Here is an 18,327-nt window from a genome sequence, read left to right as displayed (position 1 = left end):
TTAATACGCCAAATTTAAGGGTAGTTTCACTTCAACTCTTACACCTTTTGCTTTATCTATTATCTTCATACTTCCTTTCGTTTTCCTTTGAGCATTTAAAATATCAATTCTGTTTTTTGTTAATCTCACACCTATAGATTTAGTCTCCTTATCTTTTATTTGAGACTGACTTCTTCCCAAACCGTTATCATCTACGGCGCAAAACAACATATCATCATCCTTTTTAAACTCTAATTTAATATGGCCATCGCGCTCCATTTTCGATATACCATGCCAAATGCTATTTTCTATAAAGGGTTGCAGAATTAAAGGCGGTATTAAGGTGTTGTTTACATCAATATCCTCTTGAATTTCTATGCTATAGGTAAAACTATTATCTAATCGCTTTTGTTCTATATCGAGGTAATTTTTTAAAATCTCAATATCGTCTCTTAAAATCACTTCTTTTTCTGAAGAACTCTCTAAAGTTTTACGAATTAGTCGAGCAAACTTGGTTAAATAATTTGTTGCTGCTTCAGTATCGTTTTTAATAATATAACTATTAATAGAGTTTAAAGAATTAAACAAGAAGTGAGGATCCATTTGAGCTCGAAGCGCCTTAAGCTCCGTATCTGCAACCTTTAAATTAAAATCAATTTCACGTTTTTTACGATAGAAAAACATACCTCCAACAACTAATAAAAACAAACTGCCACCACCAAAAATAGCCAAGTCAATGATATGCTCTTGATGCTCTACTTTTTCTTTTGCAGTAAGCCGTTCTCTTTCAAACTGACTTTCTAGAATTGTTTTTTCATTTTGATACTTATATTTTTCTTCTAATCTTGCTAATTCTTCTTTCTTTTCAACAGAATTAAAACTATCCTTTAACACTAAAGCTTCATCTATTAAATTATAAGCTTTTTTATAGTTACCCAACTTGTAATGTGTTTGAGTTAAACTTTCTAAAGCATTCACTTGCAAATTTAAACTCGACGCTTTTTTTGCATAAACTAAAGATGTTTCAAAATTCTTTTTGGCTTCAATTAAATTTTTATCTAAATTCAAATAGCAAATCCCCATATGGTCGTGAACAATAGCCAAATTATTACTATTGTTTAAAGCTTCATAAATAGGCTTAGATTGCTTAAAATAATTTAAAGCTGTTGTGTAATCTTTTAAAGCAATATTAGCAATCCCTATATTGGTTATAGCACTTGCCATACCGTAGTTATTACCCAAAGCACTCATTATTTTATAGGCCTTATTGTAATTAGTAATAGCCTTTTGCGGCTTATTTAAATAATCGTAAGCATTACCGATATTTGTTAAACAATTTGCGAGACCATATTGGTATTTAGTAGTTTCATAAATTTCGAGTGCTATTTTATTGTACTCAATAGCTTTATCAAATTTTTCAAGTCGAGTATATTGTAAACCTATATTTGCATTCACGGCTGCAAACCCATTACTTACAGTATCATTTAAACGTCTATGTATAATTAATGCTTCAAAATATTTAGATAATGCCGAAGGATAATCGGAGAGATACATATAGTTAAGCGCTATACTATTAAGCATTTTAGCCATTAATACACTGTCGCTAACTTCTTTAAATGCTAAATAAGCTTCTTTAGTATTGGAGATAGCATTTTTATAATCTGATTGATTAAAATAAACTAAACCTTTATTATAAATAGCTCGAGCTTTACGACCTTTTAGTCCTAAATCATCATAAATGCTAATGGCCTGATTGTACATTTGCATAGCCAAAGAATCGAGCCCTTTACTCGAGTAACGATGTCCTTTATATTGATAGGCCCGGGCTAAGCGCTTTTTATTACCCAAGTTTTTGGCGAGTAATATAGCATCATCAAAAACAGGTAAACTTTTATCCGAATTAGACAAATAATAATTATAACCTAACTCTATTAACACATTTAAACGTAAACTATCCTGCTCCTTATTTGTAGTAACAAGCAAGTGCTCTAAAGAATCTATTTCTCGTTCTTGCGCAAACAAATTCGCACAAATAAAAAGTACAACATAGTGTAGACTTTTTTTCATGAAGAACTAAAAGTTATCGGGTTAATAGCTTCGACTAAAATACAAATTACGAAAGAATATTCCATATCTATTTGTAATTAAATTAGTTACAGAAAATAACAAAACTCCTACGAATAATAATTTAGACTAGTAACACCATTAAATTACAAGTACTTTTATCTAGCTATTAATATTCTAATCCCTCAAAAATGAAAAGTCTAAACCAACTAGTGCTTTTGCTAGCATTATTATGCTCTTTTTTAATATTCTCCCAAAACGACGTTGTTGATATTAAATATAAAAGAAGTTCGCTGCACACCTTTATGGTTAGTAATCCTGACCAAGAATATAGCGATACCATACAAAATATATTTATTGATGCACCTGTAATAGATAAATTTAACAACCACATTATTGAAGCAAGACTGGTTACAAAAACAAACCCAGCTTACGCTTATGATGCTCCTCTAAACGAAGCACCAAAGAAAAAAGGACTTATGTCTAAGTTTTCTAAGAAAACAGATAATGCACAAGCTAATAATGATAAAGAATTTCAACATCTAGCCATACTAAACTACCTCAACACAAACCATATTGCCAAAAAATTAGTATCAAAATGGTTTAACCGCAGTGAAACAGGAAGCTTTAATATGGATTTAATTGCCGAACGTGGTTTCTACAATGCTTCCGATTTAGATGTTAAAATTGCAAATAACACAGAACGTGGTTCGGCACAACTTGCCGATGCCGGAGAAGCCCTTATAAAAAACACCTTTGTTATTGTAAACGATTTTAAATACACAAATAAAGAAGAAATAGCAACTAAAGCTAAAGGCCTTTTAAATGGTGTATCAAAAGCAGCATCACTTTTAGGCAAAGGCAATCTATCTACAACGGCAAGCTTAACATCTAAGGGAGCAGAAATTGCAGGAAAAGGCTATATTATTAAAACCAAAGCCTACCTCTACAAGTTGGTTTGGAATGATGAAGTTGCCACTACATTTTACACCAACTTTTGGACCGATGATTCCGATTTAAATCCGGATAAAATTAAAGCTTTTAACGATACCGATATTTTTAAACTTGAATATATAGGTACAGAAACGTCTTGGGCAGATATACAAAGTACTTCGTACACACAAAAAAGCAATCTCGATTTAATTAGTGTAGCAACTGTAAGAGCTATAGACAATGTTATTTCAAAATTACAACGAGAGTTTGAAGTTTTCAGAACCAAAACACCTTTAATAAGCAGCGATCCCTTGGCTGCAAAAATTGGTTTAAAAGAAGGTATAGAACCTGGTGATAAATACGAAGTATTAGAGCAGGTTCTTACAGATAAAGGTACTACGGAATACAAACGCTTGGGTGTAATAAAAGTAGAAAAAGATCTTATTTGGGATAATCGCTATAATGCCAACCAAGAAAACAGAACAAACTTAGAATACACATCTTTTAGCGGCCAAAAAAACAAATATTTCGCAGGCATGCTTATCAGACAAATAAATTAATCAACTCTTATAAACCTCAATAGCATGAAACTTAAAACAATTTTAATAATCGTTTTTCTTATAGCAGCAGGAACTAGCGCTAATGCCCAATGGAAAAATGAAAAAGCAAATAAAGACACTAGAATTTGGCGGTACGATATAGAATGCGAAGGCATAGCTAAACTAGGATCCAAACTTGTAAAAGTATGGTCTTACTCAAAAAACCCAAAACATGCCATTTCTCACGCCATGAAAAACGCCGTACACGGCATTATTTTTAAAGGATATGCCGGTGGTGGACAAGGATGCACCTCATTCAGCCCACTTGTTAAAAATGCAGAAACCGAAGGTAAATTTAAAGAGTTTTTTGATGCTTTTTTTGCCGATGGTGGTGAATATCTAAAATACGTCTCGGCAGCAACCGACGGAAACATTGCTCCTGGCGATCGTTTAAAAATTAGCAAGCGCGAATACAAAATTGGCGCTATAGTAAATGTACAGGTCGACCAATTAAGAAAGCGATTAGAAAGCAAAGAGATTATTAGAAGTTTAACCTCTGGATTTTAAATACATTATTATGAAAACATATACTCAAAAAATACTAACTATTTGTTTTTTTCTTATCGGAATTTTAGCATTTAGTCAAGCAAAAAAACCAACATTAATGGTTGTTCCCAGCGATGTTTGGTGCATTCAAAATGGTTACGTTTTAAATTTTGACGATCAAGGCACTATGGTGCAAATACCAGATTATCAAAAAGCCTTTCAACAAGACACCGATGTGCTTTTAGTTATCAGTCAGATTAACGGCATGATGGCCGATCGTGGTTTTCCCTTAAAAAACATGGAATCTGCCATTAAAACTTTAAAATCAAATTCGGCGGAAGACAATATGAGATCATCCAAAGACTCAGGAAGCTCGGTAAGCGAAAGCCCTATAGATGCTTTAAAAAAAGTAGCAAAAGCTGATATTATTATGCAATTAACTTGGGTGGTTAATAAAACCGGACCTAAAAAGTCAATTACATTCAACCTACAAGGTTTAGATGCCTATACCGATAAACAAATTGCCACAGCGGCAGGTACAGGAGCGCCTTCTTTTGCAGCAGAAACTCCAGTGTTGCTTTCTGAAGCTGTTCTAGCACATATGGATAAATTTACCGAACGCCTGCAAGCTCATTTTGATGATATGTTTGCCAACGGAAGAGAAATAATAGTTAAAATCCAAAAATGGGACGATTGGGATGGTGATTTAGAAACTGAATACGGTGATGACGATGAAGAACTAGGCTACATTATAGAAGATTGGTTGGCTGATAATACTGTAAAAGGAAGATTTAGCACAACAGACATGACAGAAAGTATGGCATTGTTTGAACAAGTAAGAATTCCGCTTTACAACGATAAAAACCGTGCTATAGATGCTAGACGTTATACCAACGAACTAAGCAAATTCTTAAAAGGTGAACCTTATAACATCCCGAACAAACTGGTAATGAAAGGTCTTGGAAGAGCCACAATAATCTTAGGCGGAAAATAATTAAACACAACAAATCATGAAAAACTTATTATACAGTTTACTCTTTATTAGCTCGCTACCTTTATCTGCGCAAGAGATAAACTACGATGGCATATTCATTGGATCTTATGTTCCTTCTCAAATTGAAAACATACCGCAATCGGCAAAAAAAATGCTCGCCAATAAATTAAAACAAATTGTTACAGCAAAAGGCATTAGTGATAACAGCTATAATTCACGCTTTATAATTACTCCAAACATTTCAGTATTAAGTAAAGATGTTGTACCAAGCGCACCACCCAAGGTCGCTTTAAACCTCGAGGTTACATTATATATTGGCGACGGAATAGATGGCATTTTATATACCAGTGAAACTATTTCTACTAAAGGTGTTGGCACCAACGAAAACAAAGCATACATATCCGCAGTTAGGCAAATAAAACCGAAAAGCCCCATACTCCAAGACTTCGTTAAAAATGGAAAAAAACGTGTTATCGAATATTACAATACAAACTGTAATTTAGTTCTAAAAAAAGTAGATGGTTTAAGTGCGCAAACTAAATATGAAGAAGCCTTGGCCCTTCTTGCAAGTGTGCCAGAAGCTAGCTCTTGTTTCGATCAGGTAAAAAACAAAATAAACACAACCTATGTGCAAGCTATAAATGTAAGTTGTAAACGAAAACTTAATGAAGCCAGCAGTATTTGGTCTGCCAATCAAGATTTAAATGCAGCCAACGAAGCTGGAGCTATTCTAGCAACCATAGAACCGGAAGCTACATGTTTTGAAGATGTAAAAACGCTGTACCAAAATATAGCAGAACGTGTAAAAACTAAAGAGCTTACCGATAGAGATTGGCAATACAAACTAAAAGAGCTTGATGTTGAAAAATCTCGTATTAAAGCAGCAAGAGATATTGGTGTTGCCGAAGGTTTAAACCAACAACCTACTTATAATATTAGAGGTTGGTATTAACAAATAAAGTAAACTGTTTTTATAATTCTCTTTTAAGCACTCATTTGACAAGTATTTTATTAATCCATTAAATCCATAACAAATGAAAACAAAATTATCCCTCTTAGTAACAGCTTTACTTTTTGTATATCAAGTAAATGCTCAAAACATCTTAACAGTAGACAACTCTGAAGGTGCTAATGCCCAATACAGCAGCTTACAAGGTGCAATATCTGCAGCAAGTGACGGAGACACTATTTACGTGCATGCTTCTATAACAAACTACGGTGAAATTGTTATTAATAAAAAACTCACTTTAATAGGTTTTGGACATAGTGATCCTGACAAGCGTACCTACATTACTAATGCCAATTTTAGCTCAAACTCATCAAACTCTAAACTATCAGGGTTTTATGTTACATCTAACGTGTTTTCGAGCAGCCCAAATCAATTATCAAATCTCAGTATTGAAAATAATTTTATAAGTTCCATTTTATATTTTGGTAATGCAGGCGCCGACAATGTCATTATTAGAGGCAACATCATCAATGCAATTGGCACCACAAACAACTCGAACAACGCTTATACAAACACTATTATTTCGAATAACATTTTTACAGGCGCTCTCTACGTTTACAATCACGATAGTATTACTATTAAAAATAATATCTTTTCAAACACCACAGGAAGTAGACAAATTGTAAACAATAATAGTGATACGGGAAATTTAACGGTACAAAACAACATCATATACCGAAGTTATTACAGTACATTAAATGTTAATAGTGCAGGAGTTATTTACGAATATTGCTTAGCATATAATAGAAGTTCAGGAAATCTTACAGATTTAGATGGAACCAATAATTTAAACAACCAAAACCCTCTTTTTGTTGAAGATAACGATAATGCCACCTTTACCCGTAATGATGATTTTCATCTCCAAGAAGGTTCTCCAGCTATCGGTGCAGGAACCGATGGCATCGATATTGGTTTATACGATGGCACACCATTTATATTTAACAACTACGGCTATTCTAACGGTATTCCAATTGTAAAAATCACTAGCATTACCGACCGTGTGGCCTCAGGACAAGAGCTAAGCGTTACCATAAACACTAACGCTAATTAACATGAAAAAGTTTTTACTCTTAGTTTTTACTCTGTGTAGCTTTACTGCCATATCACAAAGTATAACTTCTGCCGAATACTTTTTTAATACCGATCCCGGTGTGGGTAATGGCAATTTACTCACTACCGATAGTAACACGGGAGCGCTTGCTCAAACCTTCAACATTCCTACAGTAGATCTTAATGACGGCTTTAACCATTTATATATAAGAACAAAAAATAACGATAACACATGGAGCTTGTACGACAGAACAACATTTTATGTAAAAGGCTTAACGCAATATAATATTACCGCAGCCGAATATTTTTACGAAATAGATCCTGGCGTTGGAAATGGAACACCCCTTACTGTAAATAGTGATGCTGAAATTTTAAGCCAAACCTTTTCTATTCCAACTGGCGACTTATCAAACGGTTTTCATTCGTTGTATATTAGAACACGTAATAATGATAATGCATGGAGCTTATATGATAGAGAAACGTTTTATATTGCAAATTTTGAATTGTTCACAATTACCGCAGCCGAATATTTTTTTGATGAAGATGAAGGTGTAGGCAACGGAACAGCCTTAACTGTAGATGGTAACTCTGGGCAGTTAACTCAGGTTTTTTCAATACCAACAAATACTTTATCCAATGGTTTTCATAGTTTCTATTTAAGAACTCAAGACAACGCAGGACATTGGAGTTTGTACGACAGAAGAACAATCTACATTAAAGATTTTGATTTTACTCCTGACGATATAACCAATGCCGAGTATTTTATAGATGAAGACCCAGGAATTGGCAGTGGCACACCTGTTACTTTTAACGATGCCTCCGAAACATCTCAAATACTCAACATAGACACAGCAGACATTGAAGTTGGCGATCATTTGTTTTATATACGCGTTCAAGACTCTAATGGAGATTGGTCCATTTATGATGTAGCAGAATTTACAGTAGAAATAAGTTTAAGTCTAAACAATACTTTATTCAAAACAACAACAATTTACCCGAACCCTTTTGAAAATGAGATCGCTATTAAAATCAATGATAACGTTATACTTTCCGAAGTTAAAATCTATAATAATATTGGTCAAGAGGTATATTCGAGCTCTAAAAACAAAGAAACTTTAAATTTATCTGCGCTGAAAAGCGGCTTGTATCTTTTAAATTTAAAAACCAACACCGGTAAAGCTTCATTCAAAATTATAAAAAAATAGTAGTTCTTTTGTTTCTAGCATAAAAAAATGCGAGCCAAAAAGCTCGCATTTTTTTTAAACAACTGTATTACTAAGTATTATTTGGCATTTTTCATAAACTCTTCACACTTCTCCACCATGTTTTTACTACCACAAATAAATGGCACACGTTGGTGAAGTTCCGTTGGTTCTACATCCATGGTTCTAGTATAACCATCACTAGCAAAACCATTAGCTTGTTCTGCTAAAAAAGCCATTGGGTTACATTCGTAAAGCAAACGTAATTTTCCATCTGGATTTTTAGAACTCTGTGGGTATAGGTATATACCACCTTTTATCATATTTCTATGAAAATCTGATACTAAAGACCCAATATATCGTGATGTATAAGGTCGGTCTCCTTCTTCTTGCTGGCAGTATTTTATATAGTTTTTTACACCTTGAGGAAAGTGAATATAGTTCCCTTCATTTACAGAATAAATAGTACCATCTTCAGGAAATTGCATATCAGGATGCGATAGGTAAAATGATCCAATTGCAGGGTTTAATGTAAAACCATTAACACCATCTCCTGTTGTATAAACCAACATAGTCGATGTACCATAAACCACATAACCCGCAGCAACTTGCTTACTTCCTTTTTGTAAAAAATCTTCTAGAGTTACAGGTGTTCCTACTGGCGTTACACGTCTGTAAATAGAAAAAATAGTACCTACCGAAACATTTACATCAATATTAGACGACCCATCTAAAGGATCAATAAGTACAATATATTTATTTTGATGATTTTCATCTTGACTATTTATACAAATAAAATCATCTTCTTCCTCACTCGCAATTCCACAAACAATATTTCTTTTAGTAAGCGTTTGTATAAACTTATCGTTTGCATAAACATCTAGTTTTTGTTGATCTTCGCCTTGGATGTTAGTATCACCAGCAGCACCAATAATATCAACCAATCCGGCCTTGTTTACTTCATGGTTTACAACTTTTGCCGCCAACCGAATAGAGTTCAAAAGGCTAGATAATTCACCTGAAGAATATTTAAACGATGACTGATTTTCAATAATAAACTCTCCTAAAGTTTGTTTTTTGTGAGACATAAAAGTGTTTTGTTTTGTTTGTGCAAATATCTATAAAAAATAAGAAACTACAACGTTTTCGTTAAAGTTATGTACCCAAATATATTTAACTTTAAGGTATATTTGAAAAAATTTAATTTTCATTATGGATTTTACAATAAGAAACGCAAAAAAAGAGGATATGCCACAAGTTCTCCACCTAATCAACGAGTTAGCCGTGTTCGAAAAAGAGCCAGACGCAGTTGAAGTAACTTTAGAAGATTTGGAAAACGATGGTTTTGGAACTCAACCAGCTTTTCATTGTTTTGTTGCAGAAGCTGATAAAAAAGTAGAAGGTATAGCCCTTGTTTACAACCGTTATTCTACATGGAAAGGTAAAATAATTCATTTAGAAGATTTAATTGTAAGTCAAAACATGAGAGGTTCTGGTATGGGAACAGCACTTTTAGACGAAGTTGTTAAATACGGCCACAAAAAAGGTGTTAAACGCATAAATTGGGAAGTGATTGACTGGAACGAACCAGCTATTGCTTTCTATGAGAAAAAAGGAGCTAACGTGATGAGAGATTGGGATGTGGTACAATTAGATGAAACAGCGATAAAAAATTACATATCTAATTTGAATAATTAATTCACTTTAAATGCAAATCTATAAATTTGGTGGAGCCTCGGTAAAAGATGCAAATGGTGTAAAGAACCTAGCATATGTTTTACAAAAGGTAGGCTACAAAAATACACTAATAGTGGTTTCGGCTATGGGTAAAACTACCAATGCCTTAGAACTTGTAATTAAAAATTATTTTGAAAACAAGCCTAAATTACAAAGTGCTTTACAAGATGTGAAAAAGTTTCATAACGAAATTTTACTCGATTTATTCCAAAATGAAGACCATGCAGCGTTTACAAAAGTAAATACCTTTTTTAATGAATTAAATCAGTTTTTAATTAGTAATAAATCACCAGATTATAGTTTTGTTTACGACCAAATAATAGGCTTTGGGGAACTCATTTCAACAACCATAATTAGTGAATACTTAAACGATATCGGTCTTAAAAATAAATGGATTGATGTACGTACGCATATTAAAACCGATAATTATTATCGCAGAGCCAATGTAAATTGGGACAACACACAACAGCTCATTTCGAACACCTTTAACAAGTCTATTCTAAATATCACACAAGGTTTTTTAGGTAGTGATGCTAATAACTTTACAACAACCCTTGGGAGAGAAGGCAGCGACTACACAGCCGCTATATATGCCTATTGCTTAAACGCAGAAAGTGTAACCATTTGGAAAGATGTCCCTGGTGTTTTAAATGCCGACCCACGCTATTTTGAAAACTCACAATTACTCAACAACCTATCTTATAGAGAAGCTATAGAGTTGGCCTTTTATGGTGCATCGGTTATTCACCCAAAAACATTGCAACCCTTGCAAGGAAAAGAAATTCCGCTTTATGTAAAATCATTCTTAAACCCAGATTCTCAAGGCACTAAAATTGGTAAAAACACCACGTTAGACCCATTGACTCCATGCTTTATTGTTAAGAAGAATCAGGTTTTAATATCTCTTTCATCCTTAGATTTTTCTTATATTGTTGAAGAAAATATTAGTTATATTTTCAGCCTTTTGCATCAGTACAAAATGAAGGTAGACGTTATTCAAAATTCGGCTATCAGTTTTTCTGTTTGTATTGAAAATAATTATAACAATCTCGATAAATTATTACATCATTTAAAATCAAAATTCAAGGTGGTTTGTCATCAAAACGCCTCACTTTACACCATTCGCCACTATAACGACATGGCAATAAATAAAATTGAAATCGATAAAACCGTGTTACTAAAACAATTAACGCCAGAAACCGTTCAAATAGTTACTATTTAATTAAAACGTATATTTTAGTACATTTACAGCCATGACCAACTCAACGAACATAGGCTTAGTTACCCCCAAAGAAGTAGCTAAAGCAATAAAACTAGATAAGTATGGTTTTATTGGCACTTTTATTGGCTGGCTCCTTATGAAAGTGCTTAAAATATCGACTATAGATAAGTTTTACAAGCGTAATAATCACCTCGAAGGCATCGAGTTTTTAGATAAAATTTTAGAAGAATTTCAAATTAAATTCGAAATACCAGAGGAAGACTTAAAACGCTTACCAAAAGACGGCGCATACATAACCGTCTCAAACCATCCGCTTGGAGGAATTGACGGTGTTTTACTTTTAAAACTGATGCTAGAACAGCGCGACGATTTTAAAATTATAGCCAACTTTTTGCTACATCGCATACAACCTATGCAACCTTATATTATGCCGGTAAATCCATTTGAAGGTCGAAAAGACGCAAAATCGAGCATAGCAGGTTTTAAAAACTCCATTCTACATTTACGCGCTGGCCACCCGTTAGGTTTATTTCCTGCAGGAGAGGTTTCAACCTACAGAGACGGAAAATTAGTAATCGATAAACCTTGGGAAGAATCTGCACTAAAACTAATAAAACGTGCGGAAGTACCGGTGGTTCCTATCTATTTTCATGCTAAAAACAGTAAATTATTTTACAGACTTTCTAAAATTAGCGACACTTTTAGAACGGCTAAACTACCTTCTGAGGTTTTAAGCCAAAAACGACGTGTAATAAAAGTAAGAATAGGTAAACCTATTTCGGTTGCCGATCAAAAAGAACATGTATCATTAGATGATTTTTCTAATTTTTTAAGAAAAAAAACATACATGTTAGCTAATGCTTTTGAAAAGAAATCGAAAATATTAGACAGCATTTCATCTACATTAAAAACACCAAAAGCGCCTAAAAACATTGTCACTCCCGTTGATGCTGCTATTATGACAAAAGAGGTTGAAGCTCTTAGAGCTAGTGATTCTAGACTTCTGGAAAGTAAAAATTACGAGGTGTTTTTAGCTCAATCTAAAGATGCACCAAACATATTACGTGAAATAGGCCGCTTACGCGAAATCACTTTTCGTGAAGTTGGAGAAGGCACTAATGAAGCCATAGATTTAGACGCCTTTGATCAATATTACCACCACATGTTTTTATGGGATCGCGAGCGCAACATACTTGCTGGCGCTTACCGTATGGGCTTAGGCTCTCAAATATTTGAAAAATATGGTATAGACGGGTTTTATCTTCAAGATCTATTTAGGTTCGAGCCAGAATTACATAAAATGATGAGCCAATCTATAGAAATGGGGCGCGCTTTTATTATTAAAGAGTATCAACAAAAACCAATGCCTTTATTTTTACTTTGGAAAGGTATTGTGCACATTACATTACGTTTCCCAGAACACAAGTTTTTAATTGGAGGCGTAAGTATTAGTAATCAATTTTCGAATTTCTCAAAATCGTTGATGATTGAGTTTATGAAATCCCATTACTACGATCCATATATAGCGCAATATGTACACCCAAAAAAGGAATTTAAAGTTAAACTGAAAGATGCCGATAAAGATTTTGTTTTTGATGAAACGGAAGCAGATTTAAACAAGTTTGATAAACTTATTGATGAGATAGAGCCAGGTGCATTACGCATGCCGGTATTGCTTAAAAAGTATATTAAACAAAATGCCAGATTGGTGGCCTTTAATGTCGATCCCCTATTTAACAATGCTGTAGATGGACTAATGTATATTAAAATTGCTGATTTACCAGAAAGTACAGTACGTCCGGTAATGGAGGAGTTTCAGGCTGAATTAGAACGAAAATTTACAGGAAATACAACAACCGAATCTTAATCGGTTTTTATTATACTTATATTTATATAAAACAAAAAAAGCTGAAACCTAACGGTTTCAGCTTTTTATATTTTGAAATAATTTAGGTTAGAACCAACCTTTTTTTCCAACTTGATACGTATTATAAAATTCTTCATCAGATTTTGTTAAATAGATGATACCTTCTATAAATGGAATAATACCTGCTATACCGCAAGTAACAAAAGTAGCTACAATTTGGATAATACCTTCTTTAGTATATCCTAAAATAAACTTATGAATACCTAAGCTACCTATTAAAATAGCTACAATACCTGCAACTATTTTTTTGTTTTCAGCACCTAATACTTCAGTTGCACCTTTTGTAAATTCTGAAGCTGCTTCTTTTGCTTCACCTGCTGCTTTTTGAGCACCATCCTTAGCATCGCCTAACATATCGTTAAGATCGTCGCCTAAATTTTTTTCGTTTGACATTGTTATAAGTTAAAATTTATTAGTTGTTAAAGGTAATAAAAAAAACATTTCGTGTAAACACCTAAAAACTAACTAAATAGCATAATTATACCGCCAAGAGCGGTAACTATTAATATAAACCGCCTGTAATTAACATTAGAAATTAATTTTACAATATAGGTACCGCAGAAAAAACCAACTATTACCGCCGGAATTAAAACAGAGTTTAAAACCAATGTATCTTTAGTAACAGTGCCCCAGACAAAAATATGAAACGGAAGCTTAAACACATTAATAATAAAAAACAACCAAGCTGCCGTACCAATAAATTCGTTTTTAGGAAAACGCATGGCCAGAAAATAAATATTTGAAACAGGGCCTGCCAAATTACCAATCATGGTAGTAAAACCTGCTAAAAAACCCGTACTCTTTGAAAACCATACATTGGTAGGGACTGTATCCGATTTTTTACGTTCGGTATAAATCATAATTAAAACCGAAGCAATAATTATAACAGCCATGAGCCTTTTAAAAACCAGTTCCGAAATATCGTTACCCACCCATACACCAACAAGGACACCAACAATCATCCATGGAATTAACTTCTTAATAATATGCCACTGTGCATGGCGATTATAATAAATTACTGCGAAAATATCGGCACAAATAAGCATTGGTAATAAAACACCTGTAGATGCTTTTTCTCCGAAAACAAAAGCTAAAATAACGACAATAATTATCCCGATGCCTTTTATTCCAGATTTAGACATGCCGAGCAAGAATACTGCAAAACCAATGGCCGACCATTGTAATGTTGATAAATTATAACCTTGTAGGGTTTCTAAGTAAGTCAATTAAAAAATGAAGTTATATTGTTGGGCTGTAATTTACAAAAAAGCACTATCGCTAGGTTCCCAAAGCTCAATTTTATTACCGTCGTTATCGAGAATCCAGCCAAACTTTCCATACTCGTACTCTTCAACTTCACCTACAATAGTAACGCCTTCTTCTTTTAAAACTCTAAGTAATTCGTGTAAATTTTCTACACGGTAATTAAACATAAAATCTTTTTTAGAAGGCTCGTAATATTTAGTATCCTCGGGAAACGGACTCCATTGTGTAGAACAATCTTTTCCTTCTTTATCTTTCCACCAAAAGGTACTTCCATAATCGTCGGTATTGAAACCTAAATGTTTTTTGTACCAATCTTTAGATGCTTTTGGGTCTTTTGTTTTAAAAAATAGACCACCAATTCCTGTTACGCGTTTCATAATTATTTTTTTATTGAGTTTTCATAAATTGAAATCCACTCTTTGGCAGTTACTTTTGCTGTTAACTCGCCAATAAGATCAAAGGGAATATCTTCCATTTTTTTAAAACGCACGCAACTTTTTCCCATATCGAGTTTATACTTACAGCGTTTTGAATACTCTAAAACAAACCAATCCATAAGAGTTGGCTTTGCATAAAGCACCATACTATATACGGCTATAAAGTTTTTTTGATTTGCCAAATTTATAAATGGCAGAGGTAATTTGGGGTCGCAATGGTAACCGCTTGGGTAAACAGTGTGCGGAATTACATAACCTAACATACCGTAATTAATAGTTTCTTCTACACCGTTAGGAAGGTTCTTTAAGATTTGATCACGGATTTTATTTACTGATGTTTTTCGATCTTCGGGTAATGCGCTTAAATATTGCTCGACTGTGGTGGCTTTAGATGGCATATATTTTTATTTTGAAAACCTAAAGTTAACGAAATTTATCCAAAACTTTATCTACTATAGTTTGCGCCAATTTTTCTTTACTTTCAATGGTCCAACCTGCAACATGTGGAGTTAACAGCACGTTTTCTGCATCTATTAAATATTGAAAGGCTTCGGGCATGGTGCCAGAAAATAAATTTTCGAAAGATGCTTTTTCGTATTCTAAAACATCGAGTCCTGCACCTAAAATTTTTCCTGATTGAAGCGCATGCATTAAATCTATAGTTACCACACTTTTACCACGAGCTGTATTTATTAACCAAAACGACTTTTTTACGGCATTAATAAACTCGGCGTTTATCATGTTTACCGTAAGTGGTGTTTGCGGTGTATGTAAGCTTATTACATCTGCTTTTTCTTGAAACTCTTGTAATATTACTTGTTTCGCGTTTGCATCGCCTACACCAGCTTTTATATCGTAACACAGCACTTCTACATCGAAACCACGTAGTTTTTTAGCGAAGGCCTTGCCCATATTGCCATAACCTATTAAACCTACTGTTTTTCCGTCGAGTTCGATACCTCTATTGGCTTCGCGAAGCCATTTGCCTTCGCGTACTTCGGCATTGGCTTTATTTAGTTTGTTAAATAAAGATAGTAACATACCTAAACTATGTTCACCAACGGCATTACGATTACCCTCGGGCGCAGAAATTAAATACACACCTTTTTGTTCGGCATAATCGCAATCTATATTTTCTAACCCAGCACCAACTCTACCTATAAATTTAAGATTTGTTGCGGCATCTAGAAATTGTTTATCGATAGTAAAACGACTTCTTAAAACAACACCATCATAATCTGCTATTTTAGCTTCTACTTGTGTTTTTGTAGATGTATAATCTTCGTGGTTTGTAAACCCGGCTTGTGCTAATTGCTCAATTAACAATTCGTGGTTTGTATCGAGGTGTAAAACTTTCATGAGATGAATTTATAATATTTTAATGGCTAAACTTTAAAGGCTAGCCGAATTTGCGTTAGGGATTGAACGGCCTGTTTGAGCTCCCGACCCAAGGAGGAGCGAGTAGTGAAAGCCCGACCCTTTTCGGGTAACGCCCAAAAACTATGTTTTAAAACCCAATTCCTTTTATTTTTTTATATTCTAAAATAGCTTTACTATCGGACAGCAACGATACGTAATAACATACACTCGACAGCCTAGTGTATAAGCTTGTACTGGTGGCATTGATATTTTTTGGCAGGCTTTTTAGTATAAGTTTATCGTAATTAGATGCGGTATTATTAAAGCCATTGTTTACAGCTGTGGCATAGGTGTTTAATAGTGTATTTATAACGCCATAACCAGCTATTTCTTTATCGACTACTTCGGTAGACTGATATACGTTATCGATACTTATTTTAATAATATCTTTTATTTGGGCATCGTATTGGCTTTTATCTAGCAAACCGGTATTGAAGGTGCCATTTAAAATCGCTTCCTCGTTTTCCATAAATAAATTTACGGCTTCGTTGATTAGCGAACCAATGGCAAGCGCTCGAAGGTAACCTATGCGGTCTTCTTTAGTAGAAAGCGCATAGTAATTTTCGGTTTTTATGGTATGACGGATAATTTTTGAAAGATATTCGAGTGCAAATTCTTCTTGAATGAGACCGAGGTTTATACCGTCTTCAAAATCGATAATGGTGTAACAAATATCATCTGCTGCTTCGACTAAAAAGGCCAAAGGATGACGTGAATAACTAACATCGGTTTCACTACGCTTTAATAAACCTAGCTCGCTAGCAATATCTTGAAAACTTGCTTTTTCACTTTGAAAAAAACCATATTTTTTGTCGGCTATATGCTTTGTTGGTTTTTTGGGTAACGACTCTTTTGGATACTTTATAAAAGCACCAAGTGTGGCGTAACTTAACCGAAGTCCACCTAGACGCCCTGCACGATCTTCGGTTAATATTTTAAATCCGTTAGCATTACCTTCAAAATCGCAAAGGTCTTGATATTCTTTATCGGTTAGTTGGCTTTTGAAGTTTTTACCAGCTCCTGTTATAAAAAATTCGCCAATTGCCTTTTCTCCTGAATGTCCGAATGGTGGATTGCCAATATCGTGCGCTAAAGCTGCTGCGGCCACAATCGCTCCAAAATCGTTAGCTTGATAGCCTAATGTGCTTTGTAAATGCGGATGCTTTTCTAACAACTTTTTACCAACCAAACGACCTAACGAACGGCCTACAACACTTACTTCTAAACTGTGAGTAAGTCTGGTGTGTACAAAATCGGTTTCAGATAAAGGGATAACCTGTGTTTTATCTTGTAAACTTCTAAATTCTGATGAGAAAATTACACGATCGTAATCGACCTCGAAGCCTAAACGGGTTTCGTCTTGTTCTTTTCTAATGCGTTTATTGGTATCGCCAAAGCGTTTTAAGGATAGTAATTGCTCCCAGTTCATGGTAAATTTTTATATGCAGGCAAGATAACATTTCCTAATAAAAAATAAATAAAAATTCTCTTAACATTAGGGTAACCTTATAATTACGGTTGTTTAATAATTACATAACATTTAAAATATGTTTATGCCTTTATTTTGCAGAGCAAAATATATTTATCAAAATAATTAATGAAACATCTTTTTTTAATACTCGTTTTTTTATCATCTGCAGTTATGTTTGCACAAGATGGTGCATCTATAAAAGGTAACGTACTAGACTTAGAGGCAAATAACATGCCTTTAGAAATGGCTCGTGTATTTATTAAAGAAACGGGAGGTAAAACAACATCTGATCAAGAAGGTAACTTTACACTTAAAGGCTTAAATCCTGGTACGTATACTTTATCACTAAGTTTTGTGGGTTACGAAACTAAAACTATAGAGGTTAATGTAGTTGCCAACCGCACCACACAAGTTAAAGAATCTTTAGGAGCTAACACTTTATCTTTAGATGATTTAATGCTAACTTTTGCAAGCTCAGATAAAAATGAAACGCCTAGCACTATTGCTACCAACAATTAAAACGTTTTACAAA

At 33.9% G+C, this 18,327-nt stretch carries 18 protein-coding genes; 10 read left to right on the top strand and 8 right to left on the bottom strand.

All coding sequences use genetic code 11. The features are described from left to right. Complete coding sequence (locus ACJJV4_RS12595; RefSeq protein ID WP_405294942.1) at positions 1-2,046, bottom strand: tetratricopeptide repeat protein; 2,046 nt, start codon at positions 2,044-2,046, stop codon at positions 1-3. Between the two features lie 188 nt (positions 2,047-2,234). Between ACJJV4_RS12595 and ACJJV4_RS12590 the strand changes: the two genes are divergently transcribed. The 6 genes from ACJJV4_RS12590 (at position 2,235) to ACJJV4_RS12565 (ending at position 8,319) form a co-directional block, all read left to right on the top strand. Beyond that, the gene (locus ACJJV4_RS12590) at positions 2,235-3,536 is read left to right on the top strand and encodes a hypothetical protein (protein WP_405294940.1); all 1,302 of its coding nucleotides are present in this window, start codon (positions 2,235-2,237) and stop codon (positions 3,534-3,536) included. Positions 3,537-3,560: 24 nt separating this feature from the next. Continuing rightward, positions 3,561-4,082, top strand: coding sequence for a hypothetical protein (locus ACJJV4_RS12585; protein ID WP_405294938.1), 522 nt, complete (start codon positions 3,561-3,563; stop codon positions 4,080-4,082). A 10-nt stretch (positions 4,083-4,092) separates the two neighbouring features. Further along, entirely contained in the window at positions 4,093-5,055 is a 963-nt protein-coding gene (locus ACJJV4_RS12580) for a DUF6175 family protein (RefSeq protein ID WP_405294936.1), read from the top strand. A gap of 16 nt (positions 5,056-5,071) precedes the next feature. Beyond that, the gene (locus ACJJV4_RS12575; protein WP_405294934.1) at positions 5,072-6,007 is read left to right on the top strand and encodes a hypothetical protein; all 936 of its coding nucleotides are present in this window, start codon (positions 5,072-5,074) and stop codon (positions 6,005-6,007) included. Positions 6,008-6,089: 82 nt separating this feature from the next. Next, entirely contained in the window at positions 6,090-7,115 is a 1,026-nt protein-coding gene (locus ACJJV4_RS12570) for a hypothetical protein (RefSeq protein ID WP_405294932.1), read from the top strand. Position 7,116: 1 nt separating this feature from the next. Next, positions 7,117-8,319, top strand: a complete 1,203-nt coding sequence (locus ACJJV4_RS12565) for a T9SS type A sorting domain-containing protein (protein ID WP_405294930.1) — start codon at positions 7,117-7,119, stop codon at positions 8,317-8,319. Between the two features lie 77 nt (positions 8,320-8,396). Here the strand turns inward: ACJJV4_RS12565 and fbp are convergent, their stop codons facing one another. Continuing rightward, positions 8,397-9,404, bottom strand: a complete 1,008-nt coding sequence (gene fbp / locus ACJJV4_RS12560) for a class 1 fructose-bisphosphatase (RefSeq protein ID WP_405294928.1) — start codon at positions 9,402-9,404, stop codon at positions 8,397-8,399. A 124-nt stretch (positions 9,405-9,528) separates the two neighbouring features. On the opposite strand from fbp, the gene ACJJV4_RS12555 reads away from it, so the two are divergent. Genes ACJJV4_RS12555 through ACJJV4_RS12545 form a run of 3 tightly spaced genes read left to right on the top strand, consistent with a single transcriptional unit; the run spans position 9,529 to position 13,142 of the window. Further along, on the top strand, positions 9,529-10,014 hold the full coding sequence (locus ACJJV4_RS12555; protein WP_405294926.1) for a GNAT family N-acetyltransferase: 486 nt from the start codon (positions 9,529-9,531) through the stop codon (positions 10,012-10,014). A gap of 10 nt (positions 10,015-10,024) precedes the next feature. Then, complete coding sequence (locus ACJJV4_RS12550) at positions 10,025-11,275, top strand: aspartate kinase (protein ID WP_405294924.1); 1,251 nt, start codon at positions 10,025-10,027, stop codon at positions 11,273-11,275. 31 nt (positions 11,276-11,306) lie between these two features. Continuing rightward, entirely contained in the window at positions 11,307-13,142 is a 1,836-nt protein-coding gene (locus ACJJV4_RS12545; RefSeq protein WP_405294922.1) for a GNAT family N-acyltransferase, read from the top strand. An 87-nt stretch (positions 13,143-13,229) separates the two neighbouring features. On the opposite strand, the gene ACJJV4_RS12540 is transcribed toward ACJJV4_RS12545, so the two are convergent. The 6 genes from ACJJV4_RS12540 to dgt all read right to left on the bottom strand — a co-directional run bounded on the left by ACJJV4_RS12540 (position 13,230) and on the right by dgt (position 17,753). After that, the gene (locus ACJJV4_RS12540; RefSeq protein ID WP_405294920.1) at positions 13,230-13,595 is read right to left on the bottom strand and encodes a TM2 domain-containing protein; all 366 of its coding nucleotides are present in this window, start codon (positions 13,593-13,595) and stop codon (positions 13,230-13,232) included. Positions 13,596-13,663: 68 nt separating this feature from the next. Beyond that, positions 13,664-14,428, bottom strand: a complete 765-nt coding sequence (locus tag ACJJV4_RS12535) for a sulfite exporter TauE/SafE family protein (protein WP_405294918.1) — start codon at positions 14,426-14,428, stop codon at positions 13,664-13,666. 33 nt (positions 14,429-14,461) lie between these two features. Next, a complete protein-coding gene (locus ACJJV4_RS12530; RefSeq protein ID WP_405295415.1) occupies positions 14,462-14,848 on the bottom strand; it encodes a VOC family protein in 387 nt (128 codons plus the stop codon). Further along, on the bottom strand, positions 14,848-15,303 hold the full coding sequence (locus tag ACJJV4_RS12525) for a DUF1801 domain-containing protein (RefSeq protein WP_405294916.1): 456 nt from the start codon (positions 15,301-15,303) through the stop codon (positions 14,848-14,850). Before ACJJV4_RS12525 ends, ACJJV4_RS12530 begins: the two co-directional genes overlap by 1 nt. 25 nt (positions 15,304-15,328) lie before the next feature. Further along, a complete protein-coding gene (locus ACJJV4_RS12520; protein WP_405294914.1) occupies positions 15,329-16,264 on the bottom strand; it encodes a 2-hydroxyacid dehydrogenase in 936 nt (311 codons plus the stop codon). A gap of 148 nt (positions 16,265-16,412) precedes the next feature. Further along, a complete protein-coding gene (gene dgt / locus ACJJV4_RS12515; protein ID WP_405294912.1) occupies positions 16,413-17,753 on the bottom strand; it encodes a dGTP triphosphohydrolase in 1,341 nt (446 codons plus the stop codon). Positions 17,754-17,921: 168 nt separating this feature from the next. Here dgt and ACJJV4_RS12510 point away from each other — a divergent pair, with 168 nt between their 5' ends. Further along, a complete protein-coding gene (locus ACJJV4_RS12510) occupies positions 17,922-18,314 on the top strand; it encodes a carboxypeptidase-like regulatory domain-containing protein (protein ID WP_405294910.1) in 393 nt (130 codons plus the stop codon). The last annotated feature ends 13 nt before the right edge of the window (positions 18,315-18,327 follow it).

It is taken from the genome of Algibacter sp. Ld11 (assembly GCF_045066735.1).
Taxonomy (GTDB): Bacteria; Bacteroidota; Bacteroidia; order Flavobacteriales; family Flavobacteriaceae; genus Algibacter.
This window is presented reverse-complemented; position numbering and strand designations above follow the sequence as displayed.